This window comes from Pedobacter africanus, assembly GCF_040548825.1.
GTDB classification, from domain to species: Bacteria; Bacteroidota; Bacteroidia; order Sphingobacteriales; family Sphingobacteriaceae; genus Pedobacter; species Pedobacter africanus_A.
Genome location: NZ_JBEPSL010000004.1, coordinates 206408 through 226997, shown reverse-complemented (window position 1 = coordinate 226997; position 20590 = coordinate 206408). Strand labels below are relative to the sequence as shown.

Annotated in this window: 19 protein-coding genes; 6 read left to right on the top strand and 13 right to left on the bottom strand. The window is 41.3% G+C overall.

Annotated features, from left to right (window positions below):
- Nucleotides 1–92 precede the first annotated feature (92 nt).
- Nucleotides 93–407 carry a DUF3467 domain-containing protein gene (locus tag ABIE26_RS20605; RefSeq protein ID WP_310145350.1) on the top strand — a complete coding sequence of 105 codons (315 nt, stop codon included), beginning with the start codon at nt 93–95 and terminating at the stop codon, nt 405–407.
- On the opposite strand, the gene miaA is transcribed toward ABIE26_RS20605, so the two are convergent.
- Genes miaA through ABIE26_RS20565 form a run of 8 tightly spaced genes read right to left on the bottom strand, consistent with a single transcriptional unit; the run spans nt 404 to nt 7433 of the window.
- Nucleotides 404–1312, bottom strand: coding sequence for a tRNA (adenosine(37)-N6)-dimethylallyltransferase MiaA (gene miaA, locus ABIE26_RS20600; protein WP_310145348.1), 909 nt, complete (start codon nt 1310–1312; stop codon nt 404–406). The two genes, ABIE26_RS20605 and miaA, sit on opposite strands and share 4 nt — an antisense overlap.
- Nucleotides 1313–1321: 9 nt before the next feature.
- On the bottom strand, nt 1322–1972 hold the full coding sequence (locus tag ABIE26_RS20595; protein WP_310145347.1) for an IS1096 element passenger TnpR family protein: 651 nt from the start codon (nt 1970–1972) through the stop codon (nt 1322–1324).
- A gap of 57 nt (nt 1973–2029) precedes the next feature.
- Nucleotides 2030–3436 carry a CCA tRNA nucleotidyltransferase gene (locus tag ABIE26_RS20590; RefSeq protein ID WP_310145345.1) on the bottom strand — a complete coding sequence of 469 codons (1407 nt, stop codon included), beginning with the start codon at nt 3434–3436 and terminating at the stop codon, nt 2030–2032.
- Nucleotides 3437–3462: 26 nt separating this feature from the next.
- A complete protein-coding gene (locus tag ABIE26_RS20585; protein ID WP_310145342.1) occupies nt 3463–4029 on the bottom strand; it encodes an L-threonylcarbamoyladenylate synthase in 567 nt (188 codons plus the stop codon).
- 11 nt (nt 4030–4040) lie between these two features.
- The gene (locus ABIE26_RS20580) at nt 4041–4862 is read right to left on the bottom strand and encodes a glycosyltransferase family 2 protein (RefSeq protein WP_310145341.1); all 822 of its coding nucleotides are present in this window, start codon (nt 4860–4862) and stop codon (nt 4041–4043) included.
- Entirely contained in the window at nt 4859–5665 is an 807-nt protein-coding gene (locus ABIE26_RS20575; RefSeq protein ID WP_310145339.1) for a glycosyltransferase family 2 protein, read from the bottom strand. Before ABIE26_RS20575 ends, ABIE26_RS20580 begins: the two co-directional genes overlap by 4 nt.
- Before the next feature lie 10 nt (nt 5666–5675).
- Complete coding sequence (locus ABIE26_RS20570; RefSeq protein WP_310145337.1) at nt 5676–6614, bottom strand: glycosyltransferase family 2 protein; 939 nt, start codon at nt 6612–6614, stop codon at nt 5676–5678.
- On the bottom strand, nt 6615–7433 hold the full coding sequence (locus tag ABIE26_RS20565) for a 2,3,4,5-tetrahydropyridine-2,6-dicarboxylate N-succinyltransferase (RefSeq protein ID WP_200815718.1): 819 nt from the start codon (nt 7431–7433) through the stop codon (nt 6615–6617).
- Nucleotides 7434–7507: 74 nt separating this feature from the next.
- Between ABIE26_RS20565 and ABIE26_RS20560 the strand changes: the two genes are divergently transcribed.
- Complete coding sequence (locus ABIE26_RS20560; protein ID WP_084241326.1) at nt 7508–7906, top strand: RNA-binding S4 domain-containing protein; 399 nt, start codon at nt 7508–7510, stop codon at nt 7904–7906.
- Here ABIE26_RS20560 and ABIE26_RS20555 read toward each other — a convergent pair.
- Nucleotides 7903–8637, bottom strand: a complete 735-nt coding sequence (locus tag ABIE26_RS20555) for an EcsC family protein (protein WP_310145333.1) — start codon at nt 8635–8637, stop codon at nt 7903–7905. The two genes, ABIE26_RS20560 and ABIE26_RS20555, sit on opposite strands and share 4 nt — an antisense overlap.
- A 113-nt stretch (nt 8638–8750) precedes the next feature.
- Between ABIE26_RS20555 and ABIE26_RS20550 the strand changes: the two genes are divergently transcribed.
- The gene (locus tag ABIE26_RS20550; protein WP_310145331.1) at nt 8751–10661 is read left to right on the top strand and encodes a TlpA family protein disulfide reductase; all 1911 of its coding nucleotides are present in this window, start codon (nt 8751–8753) and stop codon (nt 10659–10661) included.
- A gap of 4 nt (nt 10662–10665) precedes the next feature.
- Here ABIE26_RS20550 and ABIE26_RS20545 read toward each other — a convergent pair whose 3' ends face one another.
- A complete protein-coding gene (locus ABIE26_RS20545; protein WP_310145330.1) occupies nt 10666–11148 on the bottom strand; it encodes a nucleoside deaminase in 483 nt (160 codons plus the stop codon).
- A gap of 66 nt (nt 11149–11214) precedes the next feature.
- Nucleotides 11215–11811 carry an OmpH family outer membrane protein gene (locus tag ABIE26_RS20540; protein WP_310145328.1) on the bottom strand — a complete coding sequence of 199 codons (597 nt, stop codon included), beginning with the start codon at nt 11809–11811 and terminating at the stop codon, nt 11215–11217.
- 189 nt (nt 11812–12000) lie between these two features.
- Between ABIE26_RS20540 and gyrB the strand changes: the two genes are divergently transcribed.
- On the top strand, nt 12001–13959 hold the full coding sequence (gene gyrB, locus ABIE26_RS20535) for a DNA topoisomerase (ATP-hydrolyzing) subunit B (protein ID WP_310145326.1): 1959 nt from the start codon (nt 12001–12003) through the stop codon (nt 13957–13959).
- Between the two features lie 30 nt (nt 13960–13989).
- On the opposite strand, the gene ABIE26_RS20530 is transcribed toward gyrB, so the two are convergent.
- The gene (locus ABIE26_RS20530; RefSeq protein ID WP_310145324.1) at nt 13990–14415 is read right to left on the bottom strand and encodes a retropepsin-like aspartic protease; all 426 of its coding nucleotides are present in this window, start codon (nt 14413–14415) and stop codon (nt 13990–13992) included.
- 11 nt (nt 14416–14426) lie between these two features.
- Nucleotides 14427–15365, bottom strand: coding sequence for a malate dehydrogenase (mdh, locus tag ABIE26_RS20525; RefSeq protein WP_310145323.1), 939 nt, complete (start codon nt 15363–15365; stop codon nt 14427–14429).
- A gap of 150 nt (nt 15366–15515) precedes the next feature.
- On the opposite strand from mdh, the gene ABIE26_RS20520 reads away from it, so the two are divergent.
- Nucleotides 15516–16001, top strand: coding sequence for a lipocalin family protein (locus ABIE26_RS20520; protein ID WP_310145321.1), 486 nt, complete (start codon nt 15516–15518; stop codon nt 15999–16001).
- 76 nt (nt 16002–16077) lie between these two features.
- The gene (gene dnaE / locus ABIE26_RS20515) at nt 16078–20508 is read left to right on the top strand and encodes a DNA polymerase III subunit alpha (protein WP_310145320.1); all 4431 of its coding nucleotides are present in this window, start codon (nt 16078–16080) and stop codon (nt 20506–20508) included.
- The last annotated feature ends 82 nt before the right edge of the window (nt 20509–20590 follow it).

Here is a 20590-nt window from a genome sequence, read left to right as displayed (position 1 = left end):
TATTTCCTTAAGATCCCCCGGCCATAAGTGGTTCGGGGGATTTTTTTTGAAAAAAAATGCTTAATGCTGTTGCAGTTACCTAAGTTTGTTGTATGGAAGAACAAAACAACGACAATCAATTAAATATTGAGCTTTCGGAGGAAATCGCTGAGGGCGTATTCTCTAACCTGGCAATTATTACACATTCCAATACCGAATTTGTACTTGATTTTATAAGGGTAATGCCAGGTGTACCAAAAGCAAGGGTAAAATCAAGGATTATTTTGACACCGGAGCATGCCAAACGACTGGCTGCTGCTATGCAAGATAATATTGAAAAATATGAAGCAGCGAATGGACGGATTAAAACCCAGGAAGAACCTCCGGGTTTTCCGATGAATTTTGGTGGCCCTGCAGCCCAGGCTTAATTCGTTTTTTGCGAGATATAATTGATGATGGTATTGTCCTGACCAGGTTCAAACCAGGCAATGCTATCATCTCTTCTGAACCATGTGAGTTGACGTTTGGCAAAGCGCCGTGTATTTTGTTTAATCTGGTCAACAGCTTCTTTTAAGGTGATATCGCCATCTAGATGGGAAAACAGTTCAGAATAACCGACAGTATTGAGGGCATTGTATTTCCTGTAAGGTTGCAGATCCTTAACTTCCTCCAGCAGGCCCGCCTGCATCATGTGATCTACACGTTGGTTGATGCGGTTGTACAGTTCGGTGCGATCCATATTCAAGCCTATTTTCAAGATATTGAAAGGCCTTACTTTTTTGCTGTTGGTCTGATAGAGGGATAATTTTTTTCCTGTAGAAAGGAAAAATTCTAGTCCGCGTATCATTCTTTGAGGATTGGATTGGTCTATTTTACTGTAGTACTCCGGATCATATTCAATGAGCTGTTGTTTGATGGATTCCAGGCCATCCGTTGCAAGCTGCAGGTTCAGCATTTCCCGGATTTTCAGATCAGTGTCAGGGAGATCATCCAACCCATTACAAACCGCATCGATATATAAACCTGATCCACCAACCATGATCAGCAGTTTATGCTTTTTAAACAGAAGTTCTAGGAGATCAATAACCTGTACTTCAAAATCACCAGTACTAAAAAGGGTATCAACATTATGAGAATTGATAAAATGATGCGGTGCGGCAGCAAGCTCTTCAGTTGAAGGTTTTGCCGTTCCAATTTCCATCTCTTTAAAAAATTGTCTTGAGTCTGCGGATAAGATTTCAGTGTTAAAATGCCTGGCCAATGAGATAGCCAGGGCTGTTTTTCCTATCCCTGTCGGACCTACAACTACAATCAATGTTTTACCTAATGCCATAACCTGGCATTAATAGTCATCCTCTTTGTATTCTTCGTCTTCGTAATTGTCATTATCTGAAAAGTCATCATTTTCTTCAGATTCTTCTTCTGTATCGTCATCGGTTGTTTCTTCTGCATTGATCCCTCTGCCCCCCATAGCTTCGAGTTCTTCAGTATCCTCGGGCACAAAATCCATTTCATTCAGGAAATCAAATTCAGTAGATGCAGCAGCTGAGGATACAGCAACAGCGCCAAAATTGTTTTTGTCAATGATTTTAGGCGCTTCACCGGTACTTTTTACCAGAAATGGATACTCGATGTTAGGATCGGTTTCAAGAATGATCTTGATCAGTTCAACATGAAAATCAAAGGGGCGATCAAAATTATAGATGTAGTAGAATTTCTGATGTGGGTCTTCAATGAATTTACTTAGTTTGGAGTTCTCCATTAAAGCCACACCCCTTTCAATTTTACGCTGAACCGGTAGATAAGCGATTTCATCGCCTTTAATCCAGTTATCTGTACTAACAAAAAATGACGAAGATTTTTCTGGAGAGTATCCGGTTGAGCGGTGTACTGCTTTGTGCAAATCTTCAAAGGTTTGAGTGGATTTTATATCTATTTCCCTTACTACTTCATCGAAATCTTCGAAACTTATTCTAAATCTATAAATTGCCATTTGAGCCTATTTTCTAGGTATAAAATTAAAAAATAAAATATACTTTCTATAATTGTGTCAGTGCTTTATCGGTTTCAGTCCAAATTCTTTAGCTTTTTCGAGCATAAACTGTAATGCACTGTCGTAGGTATTGATAATTTCTCCTTCCAGAATTGCTTCCCGGATGGCATTTTTGATCAATCCAACTTCTCTTCCTGCTGATAATCCGAAAATTTCCATGATGTCATTTCCTGTAATGGGAGGTTGCCAGTTCCTGATTTTGTCCCGTTCTTCTACATCTTTGAGTTTTTGTTTAACCAGTTCAAAGTTGTTGCGGTATTTTTTTATCTTGTATTCATTTTTGGTGGTGACATCGGCATTGCAAAGCAACATTAAGCTTTCTATGTCTTCTCCCGCGTCAAACAAAAGCCTTCTCACTGCTGAATCGGTAACCAGTTCCTGTGCCAGAACTATTGGCCGCAGGTGAAGTTGTACCAGTTTTTGTACAAACTTCATTTTTTCGTTTAGCGGCAATTTGAGCTCCGCAAATATTTTGGGTACCATCCTGGCCCCCTTATCTTCATGTCCATGAAATGTCCATCCATGGCCTTCCTCAAAACGCTTTGTCGCTGGTTTGGCAATGTCGTGTAAAATTGCAGCCCATCGCAGCCATAGATCGGTGGTGGTTTCACAAATATTGTCGAGTACCTGCAGGGTGTGGTAAAAATTGTCTTTATGCCCTTTTCCCTTAATGACATCAACCCCGTACAGATTGGCCATCTGCGGGAAGATAAGTTGTAAAAGTCCGGTGTCAAAGAGGTATTTAAATCCTATTGAAGGTACTTTTGAAAGAATGATTTTATTGAGTTCATCGGTTATTCTTTCTTTGGAAACAATAGCGATCCGCTCTTTTTGTTTTTTTATTGCACTGAGCGCCTTTTCATCAATTGTAAAATTAAGCTGGGCTGCAAAGCGGATAGCGCGCATCATTCGGAGCGGATCATCGGAGAAGGTGAGCTCAGGTTCGAGCGGCGTTCTGATCAGTTTTTCTTTGAGGTCTGCCAAGCCATCAAAGGGATCAACCAATTGTCCATAACTCATTTTATTTAAAGAGATGGCCAGGGCATTGATGGTAAAATCTCTCCTGAGCTGATCGTCTTCGATGGTTCCATTTTCAACGATAGGTTTGCGGGAATCAGAACGATAAGATTCTTTTCTTGCACCTACAAATTCAATTTCAAGATCCTGGAATTTTAACATTGCAGTACCAAAGTTTTTGAACACCGCCACCTTGCTTTTAAGATGTCGTCCTACCAGTTCTGCGTATTCAATGCCATTTCCGAGTACTACTATGTCAATATCTTTAGAGGGCCTTTTCAGGAAAATATCCCGGACATAGCCGCCAATGACATAGGCTTCGATATGATTTAAATGCGCAATATCGGCAAGGGCTTTAAAAACAGGATGTTGCAGGTGTTGTTCCATTGATGAGTTTACAAAAGTAGTAAAACTTACCTTCTAATAAAGGAAAATTGACCACCAGGAGCTAATTTCATTATGGTTGAGGGCTTTTTGTTGATTTTAAGCGCTTGTTCCCAATCTACGATATGATCTACTGCAGCTTTTACTTCATCACTGATGTCATCAAAAAAAGGAGGGGTTGGTTGCCCTGATATATTTGCTGAAGTAGAGGTGATCGGTTTTCGGAACCTTTGGATGAGTTGAGTGCAAAAATCATGTTTAACAATTCTGATGCCCACACTACCATCCGCATTTATCACATTTTTTGCCAGGTTCTTTGCATTTGGAAACACCAGGGTTAGCGGATTTTCTGCATATTCGATCAGGTCATAAGCAACATCAGGTATTTCTTTTACATAGCTTTGCAGTTTGGCATCGGTATCTAAAAGTATAATGAAGCTTTTATCTGCTGCACGGCCTTTGATGTCGTTTATTTTGGCAACAGCCTGTTCATTTGTTGCATCACAGCCTAATCCCCATACCGTATCGGTAGGATAGAGGATCACCCCTCCATCTTTTAAAACAGTCAGCGCCTTTTCGATTTCTTGTTTCAGCATTTTTTCAGATCTTATTGTGAATCTATACCGGATATTCCATGATTGATCCAGGTGTTTTTGTTTTTTATGGTCTGCTCCAGTATTTCGGTGTTTTTTTGGAGCTTATCCTTACTGTTTTCTTTATGATAAATATGGTACGCAACTCCCCCAAATTTAAGGAACCTCTTTTTTATACCGCTATTAATTAACCGTATCGCGAGTTCAAAATCCTCACTACCCCAGCCTGTAATGTCCTGATTGTACCCGTTTATCTGAAGCAGGTCATTGCGCCAGAACGACATATTGCAGCCTCTTAACGCATGAAGTTTGTTTTTTTTATATCGGTCTGCCAGCAGCCGTCTTAAAACCGCCGATCTGAAGCTATTGAATATGGTAGCAAATGGCATGTCGGCATATTTTAACCTGAATTGTTTTTTCGCTAGTAATCTGGTGCTTTTTTGAGGGGAAAGTGATACCCTGCTTCCACATAAGAAAGTTCCGGGGGCCGCAAAATTTAAGTGGTCATGGATAAAATATTCATTTAGTATAATATCTCCGTCAATCTGGATCAGGTAGTCGTACTTTGCCGCCTTAATCGCCTTATTTCTAATGGCTGCCAATTGAAAGCCTTCATCGGGATGCCAGATGTGTACAATCGGCACAGTTGTTTGCCTGGCAATTCGCTGAACAAGTTCTTTGGTCTCGTTGGTAGAACCATCATCGGCGACAATGATTTCGTTGGGTAAATGGTGTTGGTTCAATACACTCATTAAACAAAGATCCAGGGCTTCCGGCCAGTTGTAAGTGGCAATCATTAGTGAACAACCAGGAAGTGTTTCTTTGTTGGATTTCATTTTTGAAGATATTTATCTAATCCGTTATCAGTAGAGACAATTTTATTGGAAAACGCAAGCTCCAATAAACTTCTGTTTTTCGAAGACTTGGCCTTCGAAGCATCTTCATTGTGATAAATGTGATAGATTATTCCTGCAAATTTAAGGTATAGTTTTGTTTTGCCCGAGTTTAAGAGCCTTAAAGTAAGTTCACTGTCCTCATCACCCCAACCTGTAAAATTTTCATTATAGCCGTTAACCAGAAGGAGGTCCTTTTTCCAAAACGACATGTTTGCTCCCCTGGCCCAATAGATCGGATAACGGTTCCTGTATTTTTTTTGAAGGAGCTTGCTCAGCCACAGCAAACGGATACCATTCTCTTTCCTTTTGATGTCAGAACCAAACAGATTGATTTCTATAGATTTTTGCCGGAGCAATTTTGTCGAAACCTTCATGCCCAGCATTACCCTGGAGCCCTGGATGAAGCAATCTGCTTTTGCGGCATTTAAATGGTCTTCTACAAAATGACGATGTAGGATTACATCTCCATCAATTTGAATGATATATTCTCCGGTACTTGCTGCAATTGCTTTGTTTCTGATCTGGGCGAGCTGAAATCCGTTGTCGGGCTGCCATATATGTACTATGTTTAACAAGCCCTCACCCTGGTACTTTTTTATGATTAACTTAGTCTGATGGGTAGAACCATCGTCGGCAATAATGACTTCAAAGGGTTTTACAAGCTGATTTTTCACACTTTCCAGGCAAAGCTCCAGTGCTTCGGGCCAGTTATAGGTTGAAATGATCAGACTACAGTTATTCATTGCGCAAGTGTTAAGGTTTTGAGTATTTAAAAGAAGCTTTTAGCAATGACCATTCGGGGAAAAATCTTTTTTTATGCCCAAAAATGGCCCATCTGTTTTTGTAAACGAATTTAAACAGGTTAAAATCAAATTTATGATTAAAAGTATTTACACTGGCAGAGATCTGCTGTATCAGCTCAGCTAAAAATTGACGAGTGGCGGGTTCCATTTGCCCGATGCCCGAAAATGCTTTTAGTGTATTCAGCAGGTATAACCTGTCTTCCTTTTTGGATTTTCTTCCTTTTTGAAAGTAGGCATTGTTGCGGTGGAGGCGGTGTTGTACCAGATATTCCGGAACAGAACTGATACTGCCATAGCAGGTAGCTACAACAGCTATCCACCAATCGTAATAAACATCAGGTGGCAGCGGTAAAATATACGGAACCAATGTTTTTCTGAACATCATATTGTGTCCTTGCACCTGGTTAAACAAAAACAGGCTTGAGGTGTTATTGCCAGAAAAATGCCTTTCCCAGCGTAGCACACCAGATTTGGATTTTAGTTTATTTCCCAATAAGTGAATAGATGCACAGTGGCTCAGTACAATATTGTCTTTTGTGAAGGTATGGGTTAGCTTCTCAATTTTGGCGGGAAGCCAGATGTCGTCCTGATCAGATATGGCGATAAAATCTCCAGAGCATAAAGAAATGGCTTTTTCAAAGTTCTTATTGTAGCCCAGGTTCTTTTCATTCCTGAATATTTTAAACTTTGAAGGGTGTTTAGTGTGCCAGGACTGCAACAATTCAAAGGTTCCGTCGGTAGAGCAATCGTCAACGATAACCAGTTCCAGATTGGTATAAGTCTGGTTGAGTATGGATTGTATCTGTTGATCTAAAAAAACTTCGCCATTGTAGGTACACATTGCAATGGATACCAGCACACTATTCTCCCCTTCAATTAAAGTGTTCATCTATACCGCTACATTGTTTTCTCTCAATGCATCATTCAGTGATGTTTTCTTGTCTGTCGACTCTTTTCTTTTACCAATAATTAATGCACATGGTACCTGGTATTCTCCCGCCGGGAATTTTTTGGCATAAGAACCCGGGATCACCACAGAACGTGCCGGTACAATACCTTTATATTCAACCGGGGTTGGTCCGGTAACATCGATAATTTTTGTAGAGGCCGTTAACACTACATTTGCACCCAGTACCGCTTCTTTCTCTACTTTTACACCTTCTACTACAATGGCTCTTGACCCAAGGAAGCAGTTGTCTTCAATAATTACAGGAGATGCCTGTACCGGCTCCAATACACCACCGATTCCTACACCACCGCTCAAATGAACGTGTTTTCCGATTTGAGCACATGATCCTACTGTAGCCCAGGTATCCACCATTGTACCTTCATCTACATAGGCGCCAATGTTTACGTAAGATGGCATCATGATTACACCTTTTGCCAGGTATGCACCATAACGGGCGCTGGCACCGGGAACTACCCGTACACCCAGGTCCTTATAATTGGTTTTCAGTTTCATTTTGTCGTGAAACACAAAGGGACCGGTTTCAATAACTTTCATTTGTCTGATCGGGAAATAAAGGATCACGGCTTTTTTTATCCATTCATTTACACCCCAGGAGTTTAAAATTGGTTCTGCAACGCGCAGCTCTCCTTTGTCCAGCTGCATAATTACAGTTTCTATTGCTTCGCAATGTTCACTATATTCTAATAAAGTTCTGTCTTCCCAAGCGGCTTCTACTAACTTTTTTAATTGTGCTATCATGATTGTTTGTTATTTTTTGACAAAATAAACGAATTTTATCATAATCCTTTAATATTATCTATTTTTGGTGCGTTATGACCGAACAGGAAAAACTTAGGATAGATAAATATTTATGGGCCATACGACTGTTTAAAACCAGGAGTCTGGCTACTGAGGCTTGTAAAGCGGGACGTATTAAGTTAAACGGACAGAACGTTAAGCCTTCGGCAGTTGTGAAGCCCGGCGATGTATACCAGGTGTCTAAAGGTATTGAAAAAAAAGTGATTGAAGTGGTTGAATTGTTGTACAACAGGGTAGAGTCCAAGATTGCAGTAACCAAGTATAAAGACATTACCCCGGTTGAGGAAACTCATGCTTTTAAATCGATGTTCCATGCGCCAACACTAAGAAGAGACAGGGGGACCGGGCGGCCTACCAAAAAAGATAGGCGTGAAACTGACGACCTTTTGGGAGGGATGTTTGAGGAAGATTAACGGATTAGCCGCTGCTGATCGATCAAGCGCATTCTATAAGCCTGCATAGCAGTTTTTCCCAGTTTTTTAATGAGCTGATAGTTGGCGACCGCACCAACTGCGGCACCCACTACCGGAAGTAGCTGGGCCAGCTTGGCCAGGTCTATATAATCGCGGTATTCCTGCTGAAATGTTTGCCAGTCAAAATCTTCCGGGTTTTCAGGGAGTGTAAGTAATTGCGCTTCCCAGTTTTGAAGATGCAGAAATACTTTTGTTGTACCTTGTTTGCTCGAAAAAGTCAATTGGAAGATGTACAATATATACATCCGTTCCCTAAAGTCCCTCACATCAAAACCATACAGGGAAGCAATTTCAAAGAGCATTTTAAACTTAATTCCAATCAGGATTGGGAAATCTGCCATACTCATCAGAAAACCACCGGCCCCGGTAATGCCACCTTCAGCAGCCCCGGTTTTACAGTAGTTGTCTATCTTCTGTTGTACAAGAGAATCCCGGTGAAGAATACTCATGTCCTCCGGAGGCATCGAACTGGTAGTATAAGTTGAGCCATAAAGAACAGTTTTAACCATAGCCTTGATGGTCTCAGTAATGACTTTATGTACTTTGTCAGGAATATAGCCGTTGATCTTTTTTTGCACACCAGTGGTAACCCTGTTTAGAAAAGTAGGCTTGCGCATCATTTCCATTTTCCAGAATTCCAGCTCTATTCGTATGTTTTCTTCGTACTTCATGGCTAAACAAAATTACGATTATTTGATGAGATCATTTTTTTTAGGAATTGTTTCTTTTTTGAATGGAAAACTATATATTTAGTTTATATTTTCTCAACCTTAACCTCTTGATTATGAAATTTATTAAAAGTATTTGCCTTCTGCTGCTGTTTGCTGCACCGCTTTTAGTTTTCAGTCAGCACGTAAAATTTGAGCAGGCGTTTCCCGAGGCGGGGAGTATCGTTAAATTCACTTATAACCCTGCTGGTACCAAGCTTTCGGGACAGCAAAAAATTGATTGCAAGGCATTTGTTTTTGCAAAAAAACAACCCGGACCAACAGTTGTGAACCTGGTAAAAGTGGGGGAGCTTTATGAGGCCGATTTGCCTACAACTGATAGTACAACTTTGGTTGCATTAACATTTTCTTCGGGAGAAATAAAAGATAGCAATGCAGAAGGATACTATGTTAAGTTGTCTGAAAAAGGCAAAATACCAGGGGAAGCTTATACCAACGAGGCTTATTTGTACGATTTCTTCGGATCTTACTATCTCGGAATGAAGACCAACCCTGAAAAAGCTGTTTCTGCTTATGAAGAAGGATTTAAAATAAAACCGGAGCTAAAAGAAAAATATCTGAGCTCTTATTTGGGCCTGAAGTACAGGATAAACAAAGAGGCTGGTGGAAAGCTAATAGAAGAAAACATCAGCCGACTGCTGGCTATACAACCTGAAGCTGAAAAAAATCTTGCGGTTGTACACAATCTGTACGGTACTTTAAAACAAAAGGCAAAATCGGATACTCTTAAAAATAGGATCATTACAAGATTTCCTAAAGGTTCGCTGGCATTTGGGAGTGCTTTAAACGAGTTGTATTCCGAAAAGTCTGCCACTGTAACGGAGCAGAAGCTAAATGAGTTGATTCAGAAATTTGATCTAGACCTTAATAAGAAATCTGACCAGGATAAGGTTGCTATGATTTTTCAAAAGCTGGCAGGTCAATATGCCAGAGAAAAAAACTATGATAAATTTAAAATTTATGCAGATAAGATTTCCAATAAAATAGCACTGGCCGGTCTCTACAATTCAGTGGCCTGGCCTCTGGCTGAGAAAAATGAACAAAGTTCCTTTGCTGCCGACCTTTCAAAAAAATCACTGGATCTTATTGATGCTGCAAAGAAAGAGCCAGTTCCCGAATTCTATCCATCAAGAGAAGAGTATTTTAAGGGGCTGAACCGCAGTTACGCAATGTATGCCGATACCTACGCGCTGTTGCTGCATAACCTCGGAAAAAATGCAGAAGCTGTGGTTTATCAGGAAAAAGCAATGCCATTTAATGACGCCGCAGGTAACGAACGTTACGTGACTTACCTGGACCTGTCTGGCAGCAAAGACAAAGCCTTTACTATGGCAGAAAGTTTTCTGAAAGCAGGTAAAGGTACCGACAAGATGAAGGAACGGTTCAGGGTGCTTTACGAAAATAAAAAGCTTAAACTTCCTTTTGAAACCTTTATTGCCGGTGTTGAAAAAGAGGCAATGGTAAAAGAACGTGAAGAATGGAGCAAAAAGATGATCAATGAGCCTGCGCCGGATTTTTCCCTGGTAAATTTAAAGGGTGAAACAGTAAGGTTGTCGGCCCTAAAAGGAAAAGTGGTTATTGTTGATTATTGGGCAACCTGGTGTGGCCCTTGCGTTGCATCATTTCCGGGGATGCAAAAAGCTGTTACCAAATACGCCGATAACCCTAATGTTGTATTCCTTTTTGTAAATACCTGGCAAACGGAAGACAACAGGGAAAAGCTGGTGAAAGATTTTATCGCAGAAAAGAAGGTGACATTTAATGTTTTATTTGATACTAAAAATAAACAGGACCCATCAAAATTTGATATAGTAAGTGCTTATAAAGTAGATGGGATTCCTACTAAGTTTATCATAGGCCCTGATGGGAACATACGTTTCAAATCTGTGGGTTTTTCGGGATCTGCAGATGCGGTAGTAAAAGAGCTGGATACCATGATTGGCCTGTCATCTCATCAAAGTAAATAAGCGTCTAGTAATCTATACGCATGGCACTTTGGTCCCACAGCTTAAAGGCATTTTGTGCTTCTGTTCTCAATATTTGTTTAACCGGGAGGATACGTTTATGCATTGGTTTGTCCAGCTCGTCATAAATGAATTTATCATTAAACCCAATGGCTGCAGCATCGACTTTTGTGTTTCCGTAATAAATGATGTCAATTTTTGCCCAATAAATGGCACTCAGGCACATTGGGCAGGGTTCACAGCTGGTGTAAATGGTGCAGCCACTTAAGTCGAAGGTCTTTAGTTTTTTACAGGCCAGTCTTATGGCAGAAACCTCGGCGTGCGCAGTGGGGTCATTAGTGGAGGTCACCTTGTTGGCACTTTTTGCAATCACCTTTCCGGCTTTCACCACAACAGCGCCAAACGGGCCGCCAATACCTTCCAATACATTCTTTTCGGAAACCTGGATGGCTATTTTCATAAACTTCTCGTGTTCACTCGTTTCATTCATACTTAAATATACTACAAAAAAAATGCCCCCGATTAAGCGAGGGCATTTTCAATATTATAGCTTGTATTATTTTTTATCACTTTTATAGGCTTCATTAAGGCCTACAATCACCTCGCTGGTCACATCTAAACTCTCATCAGCAAATAAAATAGCACTGTTTCCCTTAGCATAGGTAAGTACCATTTTATAACCTTTCTTTTTAGCATATCCTTTCAGGTAGTCCGCAACCTTATCGTATAGCTTCTCATTTTCAGCGGCCTGCTCATTTTGAAGGGCTGCGCCTGCATTTTGGGTATATGCCTGTAATTCCTGCTGTTTACGGGCCAATCTTTCTTCTGTGGAAGCCCTCTGATCGGCAGGAAGGGTATTAGCCTGTTGCTGATATTGGGCAACTTCACGCTGGAAGGCCTGTTGTTTGGAAGTAAGGTCTGTTTGTGCCGTTTTAGATTTGGCATCCATCTTTACTTTGAGGTCTTTGAAATACTGATATTTAGTCAGCAATGAATCAGAGTTTACATATACAATTTTCTCTGTAGCTGCAACTGCTGCCGACTCTGGTGTTTTAGCAGTAGCCCCCTTTTCTTCTTTGTTCTGACAAGAAGCCATAACAGAAACTATGGCAACTGCTGTCGCAATACTGCTTAATTTGAATGTTGTTTTCATCTATTGTAAATTGTTCTATTTGTCAAATGTAACGTTGATTAGGGCAAATATAAAATTTCAAAATTAGTATCCTAAAGATTATGTTTTTTAGGACGTTTTTCAGCCATTATTTGGTCAAATAGTTATCCACATTTGCCTTAAATTGACCATAATTGGTTAAATTTGAATCTTATTGTTTTATAGAAAAATATGAGCGAAGAAAAAGATCCAAAGTCAAATTATTCGGCAGATAATATACAGGTATTGGAAGGTTTGGAAGCGGTGCGCAAGCGCCCTTCTATGTATATAGGAGATACCGGAATCAAAGGTTTGCACCACCTGGTGTATGAGGTTGTCGACAACTCAATTGATGAAGCTCTGGCAGGGTATTGTACAGATATCTATGTAACTATTCATGAAGGAAATTCGATCACTGTTGAGGATAACGGCCGTGGTATCCCAACAGGAATCAACACAAAGGAAGGGAAATCGGCATTGGAGATCGTAATGACGGTGCTTCACGCGGGTGGTAAATTTGATAAGGATACTTATAAAGTATCTGGTGGTTTGCATGGTGTGGGTGTAAGTTGTGTAAATGCATTGTCGACCCATGTGAAAACTGTAGTTCACCGGGAAGGAAAGATTTTTACCCAGGAGTACGAGCGGGGTAAGCCTTTGTTTGATGTGAAGGAAATAGGAGTGTCTGATAAGACCGGAACGATACAGACGTTTCAACCCGACCCGGAAATTTTTACCCAAACCTTAGAGTATCGTTACGATACTCTGGCAGGCAGGCTTAGAGAGCTGGCTTTCCTGAATAAGGGGATTAAGCTGACGCTGACTGATGAACGTGAAGTATTGGAAGATGGTTCCTTTCTTTCGGAATTGTTTCATTCAGATGGCGGGCTAAAGGAGTTTGTCCAGTTTCTTGATGGAACACGTCCATCGCTGATTCCTGAACCGATTTATGTTGAAGGTATTAAAAATGGTATTCCGGTGGAACTGGCTTTGCAATACAATGATAGTTATTCCGAGAACGTACATTCTTATGTAAATAATATCAACACCCACGAGGGAGGGACACATATTGCCGGTTTCAGAAGAGGTTTGACCAGAACATTAAAAGCTTACGCAGATAAATCAGGACTGCTTAAAAATGTTAAATTTGAAATTACCGGTGATGACTTCCGAGAAGGATTAACGGCCGTTGTTTCTGTTAAAGTACAGGAGCCACAGTTTGAAGGGCAAACAAAAACCAAACTCGGGAACTCCGAAGTGATGGGTGCGGTTGATATTGCTGTTGGAGAAGCGTTGGGTATTTATCTTGAGGAGAATCCTAAAGAGGCCAAAATGATCGTTAACAAGGTTATTCTGGCCGCAACAGCACGTGCGGCAGCCCGTAAAGCGCGCGAGATGGTTCAGCGTAAAAGTGTAATGGGCGGCTCTGGTTTACCTGGTAAACTGGCCGACTGTTCAGATAGCGATCCGGAAAAATGCGAGCTGTACCTGGTGGAGGGTGACTCTGCGGGTGGTACGGCCAAGCAGGGCCGCGACCGTAACTTCCAGGCCATTTTACCTTTAAAGGGAAAAATCCTGAATGTTGAAAAAGCAATGGAACATAAGATCTATGAAAATGACGAGATCAAAAATATGTTTACTGCACTTGGGGTAAGTATTGGCACCGAAGAAGATGATAAGGCCTTAAATCTGGCTAAACTGCGCTACCATAAGATCGTGATCATGACGGATGCTGATATCGACGGATCTCACATTACGACCCTTATTCTGACTTTCTTTTTCAGGTACATGAAAGCGCTTATTGAAGCCGGTTATGTTTACATTGCAGCGCCGCCATTATACCAGGTAAAAAAAGGTAAGGAATTTGAATATTGCTGGAATGATAAACAGCGTGATGCCGCTGTGCAGCGTTTAAAAGGTGCAGGTAAAGAAGAAAGTGTACACATTCAACGCTACAAAGGTTTGGGAGAGATGAATGCTGAACAGTTGTGGGATACTACATTAAATCCTGCGACACGTACCTTAATGCAGGCTACGATAGAAAATGCTGCCGAATGTGATCATACTTTCTCTATGTTGATGGGAGATGAGGTTGCTCCACGAAGGGATTTTATAGAAAGAAATGCAAAGTATGCTAAGATTGATGCTTAGTCTAAAAAGGCCTCTGTAAAGGGGCCTTTTTTATGTCCTGTAAAGAAATAGTTTCATTTTACGGTAATTGATCGTCGCATGATATTTCAACAGCAGGTCGCCGCCAATAATTGCCATAATGTTAGGATGTCCCAAACCTTCATAGGCCTGGTTTACCGCATTAAGATCTAATGCTACAGCTTCATAGTCTTTTAAGATCAGGCTGCCTATTTTTATTTTGGGAATACTGGCCTGCAGAGTGCTTGAAGTAGTAAAAAGGGTAGTGGCATGAGTTTCTTCAGTATGTTCCAGTCCTTTGATGTTACTTTCAATAAAGGATTTGTCAAAAACAGATCTGGAAGCTCCGGTATCTACAACAGCTAATAATTTTTGTCCAAAAACAACAATTTCCACCAAAAGGTGGAAACCATCGTCTTGTAAGTTGATCAGGGTAAGGGGAACTGCAATTGTCCTCATTCAAAACTCCCCTACACTAAATTCATATCGGTCAATACTGCATTCATATTGCGTACCGCATCTGCGCTTTTGTTGAAAGCCGCCTGTTCAGCCTCGCTTAATTTGAAGTCAAGTATCTTTTCAGCTCCATTTTTGCCAATGATGACCGGAACCACCAGGGAGATGTCTTTTTGCCCATATTCTCCATCCAGGTAAACGCCCGATGAAATCAGTTTCTTCTCGTCACGTACAATGCTTTCTACCATTGCCGCTGTACCAGCTCCAGGCGCATACCATGCCGATGTACCAATTAAGCCTGTCAGTGTCGCCCCACCAACCATAGTGGCGGCAACCACCTTATCCTGCTGCTCCTTGTTTAACAGCTGGCTCACCGGAATGCTGTTCCAGGTTGCATGCTGGATCAGAGGGATCATAGTGGTATCGCCATGGCCACCAATAACCACAGCGTTCAGGTCTGCAGGAGAGCAGCCCAGTTCCTGGCTAAGATAATATTTAAAACGGGATGAATCCAATGCCCCTCCCATTCCCAGGATACGGTTTTTAGGTAATCCCGATGATTTTAAGGTTAAATAATTCATGGTATCCATTGGATTGGAAACCACAATGATGATGGTATCTGGTGAGTATTTTAAAATGTTCTCAGTAACACCTTTCACAATATTGGCATTGGTACCGATCAGTTCTTCACGTGTCATGCCGGGCTTGCGGGGCAAGCCTGAGGTAATCACCACAACTTCAGAACCTGCAGTGGCGGCGTAATCGTTGGTAACACCCTTAATTTTAGTATCGAAGCCCAGTAAAGCGGCTGTCTGCATCATGTCTATTGATTTTCCTTCCGCAAAACCTTCTTTAATGTCCAGCAGAATCAATTCTTCAGCTAATTCTTTTCTGGCAATATTATCTGCACAAGTGGCGCCTACAGCGCCGGCACCTACAACCGTTATCTTCATAAATATTTAATTTTTTATGTATGTTACCTTCTGTTCGAAGTTAGAAAATTACATGAGTTTAAAAAATGCTTTTGAAAACTTTATTCTTCCTTAGGGGTTTTATGATAAAGAATTTACATTTGCCAAAACTAGATCATCGGAGGAAACTTTATGGAAAACCAACCTGTACAAGGGGTAGATATTATGGCATATGCGGGAAAATGGTTTTCCCTGTATTCCATTCCTACTTTTATGGATAAACACTGGAGGGAAACGATTGAAACTTATGTAATTCATCCGGATGGTTATTATGCTGTTTTTACTACTTATAAGGTGATCGGTCAGGAAAAACGTAAATACTTCAGGTCTAAACTTTTTGTGGTCAGGGGCAGCAGAAATGCCAGGTTTAAAGCCCAGTTTGTATGGCCTTTTAAAGAAGATTACTGGATTATAGAACTTGCAGATGATTATTCCTATGTTGTGGTTGGTCATCCTAAGCACAAATATCTTTTTATCATGGCACGTAAACCGGAAATGGATAAAAACTTGTTAAATGAGCTGATTGAACGTTGTACAAAAAGAGGTTATCCTACAGCTAAACTGGTTTCCCAGGAACATAAGGCAGCCCAGCCCACACCAGAGAAAGAACATGCTTAAATCTATATTCATTTTTACAATATAAATTCAATTGGCGAACTTATAAGGCAGGTAAAATCTGTATTTTTGTACAGCTATGTATTTAATATTTGATACCGAAACCACAGGTTTACCCCGCAATTGGAATGCACCAATCACTGATACAGACAATTGGCCACGGTGTATCCAGATTGCCTGGCAATTACATGATGAACTGGGTAACCTGATCGAAAATCAGGACTACCTGGTGAAGCCAGATGGCTTTAATATTCCATACGATGCCGAAAGGATTCACGGTATTTCAACTGAACTTGCAGAAGAGCAGGGTATAGAGCTTGCAGAGGTTTTAGAGAAATTTAATATTGCACTGTCCAAAGCAAAGTTTGTTGTCGGACAAAACATTGGCTTTGATGTGAACATCATGGGCTGCGAGTTTTTCCGGATGGGCGTAGAAAGCCCGATGGCCCAAATGCCTGTTTTGGATACCTGTACCGAAACTACCGCCGAGTTATTAAAGCTGCCAGGCGGAAGGGGGGGGAAGTTTAAACTCCCAACTTTAACGGAGCTGCACCAATACCTTTTTGGTGAACCTTTTGCCGAAGCACACAATGCAACGGCCGATGTTGAAGCGACTACCCGTTGTTTCTTACAACTGATAAAAATAGATGCTTTCCGGCCGGAACAGCTGCAGGCAGATCCGGACTATCTTAATCGCTTCAAACAAAATACACCCCAGGTATTCGAACGCGTTGGTTTAAATCACATTAACCTGAAGGCTGCTTCTGATGAAATCAGGAAGCGTTTGCAGCAGGCCGAAGCACCTAAAATTTCCAAAAGTACACTTGAGGAAAATAAACGCGAACTGGCCACTGCAAATTTTGCGCATTTACACAACCATACCCAGTTTTCTGTATTGCAATCTACCATCAATATCCCCGCACTCATTAAAGCAACGGCAGCCCATAAAATGCCTGCGGTAGCCATGACAGACCATGCGAACATGATGGGGGCGTTCCACTTTGTAAATCAGGTACTGAACCACAATAAGGGAGTAGAAGCCAGGAATGCTGAAGCTATTGAAAAGGGAGAGGCTGCCGAGGAACAGATCATTAAACCAATCGTAGGCTGTGAATTTTTTGTTTGCGACAATCATGAAGATAAAAGCAGAAAAGACAATGGCTACCAGGTGGTTTTTCTGGCAAAAAATAAAAATGGTTATCATAACCTGGCCAAAATGTCGTCTATTGCGTATACCAAAGGATTCTATTATATCCCCAGGATAGATAAAGCTGTTGTTGAGCAGTATAAGGAAGATATTATCGTTTTATCAGGTAACTTATATGGAGAGGTTTCCAGTAAGTTGCTAAACCTGGGCGAAAAACAGGCTGAGGAGGCTTTGATTTGGTGGAAAGAACAGTTCGGCGCCGATTTTTATATCGAGCTCATGCGCCATAATCAGGAAGATGAGGACATTGTGAATACTTCTTTGATTACCCTTGCAAAAAGACATGACGTAAAACTTATTGCGACCAACAACACCTATTACATCAATAAAAAAGACGCCAATGCACATGATATTTTATTGTGTGTAAAGGACGGTGAAAAACAAGCGACTCCTATAGGTCGCGGACGTGGGTTTCGTTTCGGCTTGCCGAACCAGGAATATTATTTCAAATCGCAGGAGGAAATGAAGAATCTCTTCGCAGATTTGCCAGAGGCGATTGTGAACATCCAGCAAATAATAGATAAAATAGAAATCTATAAACTTGCCAGGGAAGTACTTTTACCTAAATTCGATATCCCTGAAGAGTTTCTGGTGAAGGAAGATGAAACTGATAGTGGTAAACGGGGTGAGAACAAATTCCTTGCGCATCTTACTTATGTGGGGGCTAAAAAGCGGTACGGCGAAATCACGGATGATATTAAAGAGCGACTGGATTTTGAGCTGCAAACCATCGAGAAAACCGGCTATCCCGGGTATTTCCTGATTGTCCAGGATTTTATTGCCGAGGCCAGGAATCTGGATGTTTCGGTTGGACCTGGAAGGGGGTCGGCTGCAGGTTCTGCAGTGGCCTATTGTCTTGGGATTACCAATATAGACCCCATTAAATACGATCTGCTTTTTGAACGTTTCCTAAACCCCGATCGTGTATCCATGCCCGATATTGATATCGATTTTGACGATGAGGGTCGGGGACGTGTAATGGACTACGTAATTAAGAAATACGGATCCAACCAGGTAGCCCAGATCATTACTTACGGTACAATGGCTGCAAAATCATCCGTAAAGGATACAGCCCGGGTGCTTGATCTGCCACTTTTTGAAGCAGAAAAGATTGCTAAACTCATACCCAACATGAAGCTGGCCAAGATCTTTAACCTTGACGAGAAGAGCTTGAAAGACGCCCTGCGTGCCGATGAATATGAAAAGGTAGTAGAGCTTAAAAATCTGGCGATAGGTAAAGATCTGGGTGCTAAAACTATTGAGCAGGCGCAGGTTTTGGAAGGGTCTTTAAGAAATACCGGGATTCACGCCTGTGGGGTAATCATTACGCCGAGCGACATTACCAATTTTGTTCCGGTAGCTACTGCAAAAGATTCTGACCTTTATGTTACCCAATTTGACAACTCGGTAGTAGAAAGTGCCGGATTGTTAAAAATGGACTTTTTGGGGCTTAAAACATTAACCCTGATTAAGGATACAGTTAAGCTGGTGAAATCCAGGCATGGAATTGTGCTTGACCCCGATAACTTTCCTATTGATGACGAGAAGACCTATGAGCTTTTCCAGAGAGGTGAAACCATCGGGATTTTCCAGTACGAGAGTACAGGTATGCAAAAGTACATGAAAGAGCTAAAGCCAACTGTATTTGGGGATCTGATTGCCATGAACGCCTTATACCGTCCGGGACCGCTGGAGTATATTCCAAGTTTCGTTCGCAGGAAAAATGGTGAAGAAGAAATTAAATATGATCTGGACGCCTGCGAAGAGTATCTGAAAGAAACCTATGGAATTACCGTTTACCAAGAGCAGGTGATGCTCCTGTCGCAGAAACTTGCCGGGTTTACCAAGGGTGAGGCCGACGTGTTGCGTAAGGCAATGGGTAAAAAGCAGAAGGACGTGCTGGATAAGATGAAGCCTAAATTTGTGAAACAGGCGGCAGCAAAAGGTCATGATGCAACTGTGCTGGAGAAAATATGGAAAGACTGGGAGGCCTTTGCTTCTTATGCTTTTAACAAATCGCACTCCACCTGTTATGCATGGATCGCCTATCAGACAGCCTACTTAAAAGCCCATTATCCGGCAGAATATATGGCTGCGGTATTGTCCAACAATATGAACGACATCAAACAGGTTGCCTTTTTTATGGAAGAGTGCAAGCAAATGGGTGTTCAGGTATTGGGGCCCGATGTAAACGAGTCGGGGATTAAATTTTCAGTAAATGTCCAGGGGGAAGTCAGGTTCGGTTTATCAGGTATCAAAGGGGTGGGCGATAAGGCCGTAGAAAGTATTATAGATGAACGGAATGAAAACGGCGTTTACAAAGATCTTTACGATTTTGCCAGGAGGTCCAATACCAGGACAGTAAATAAAAAGGCTTACGAGAGCTTTGTCTATAGCGGGGCTTTTGATGCTTTTGGCAATCATCGTGCACAATATTTTTTTGTAGGGGTTAACGATAAGATGAATGGCATTGAAAAAGTGATCAAATATGCCAACGATTTTCAGAACAATGAATCTTCTTCCCAATCCTCACTTTTTGGCGGATCAGTGGCCGATCTGATTCTGGAGCCTGCCTTGCCCGTAGCGCCGGAATGGAGCCTGATAGACAGATTGAAGTATGAGAAAGATGCCATAGGGATCTTCTTATCCGGTCACCCACTCGACAATTACCGGCTGGAACTAAAAGAGTTCTGCCAGCATAAGGTAAAACATCTGGCCCTGGTGAATAAGGTTAGGACCGGCGATACCAATGAAGAAGTTCTGGCTGAATTTGAAAGTATTAAAAATAGGGAACTTGTTATCGGCGGACTTGTAGTTGTTGCTGCTCAGCGAATGACAAAAACTGGCAAGCCTTTCGGTACCATGGTATTTGAAGATTATGACGATACCAGTGAGCTGGCTTTATTTGGTGATGACTTCATCAAGTTTAAGCAATTCCTTACCGACGGGTATTTTCTCCAGATCAGAGGAAGGGTTGGAGAACGGTTCAGAAAGGAAGGCGATTGGGAGTTTAAGATCACTTCGATCAACCTGCTGTCTGAATTAAGGGATAAACTGGCCAAAAGCGTAACCATACAAGTGCCAATAGAGCAGGTTAACGACGATTTTATGAACAAGGTACTGGCCATTCTTGAAAACAATAAAGCCAGTACAGAACAGCAGAACTGTCAATTGCTTTTTGATGTATACGACAGGGAACAGAATGTAATGGTTAAGCTACCTTCGAAATCACTCAGGATCAATCCTACCAATGATTTTCTGGCACAGTTGAATGCTTTAAACGTAATCGCTAAGTTGAACTAATGTCATAATGGCATTAGCGCAGTTGATGGCATTACAATTGATAATATATTTGTAGTCTGCAAGAGTTGTATAAAATAAACCA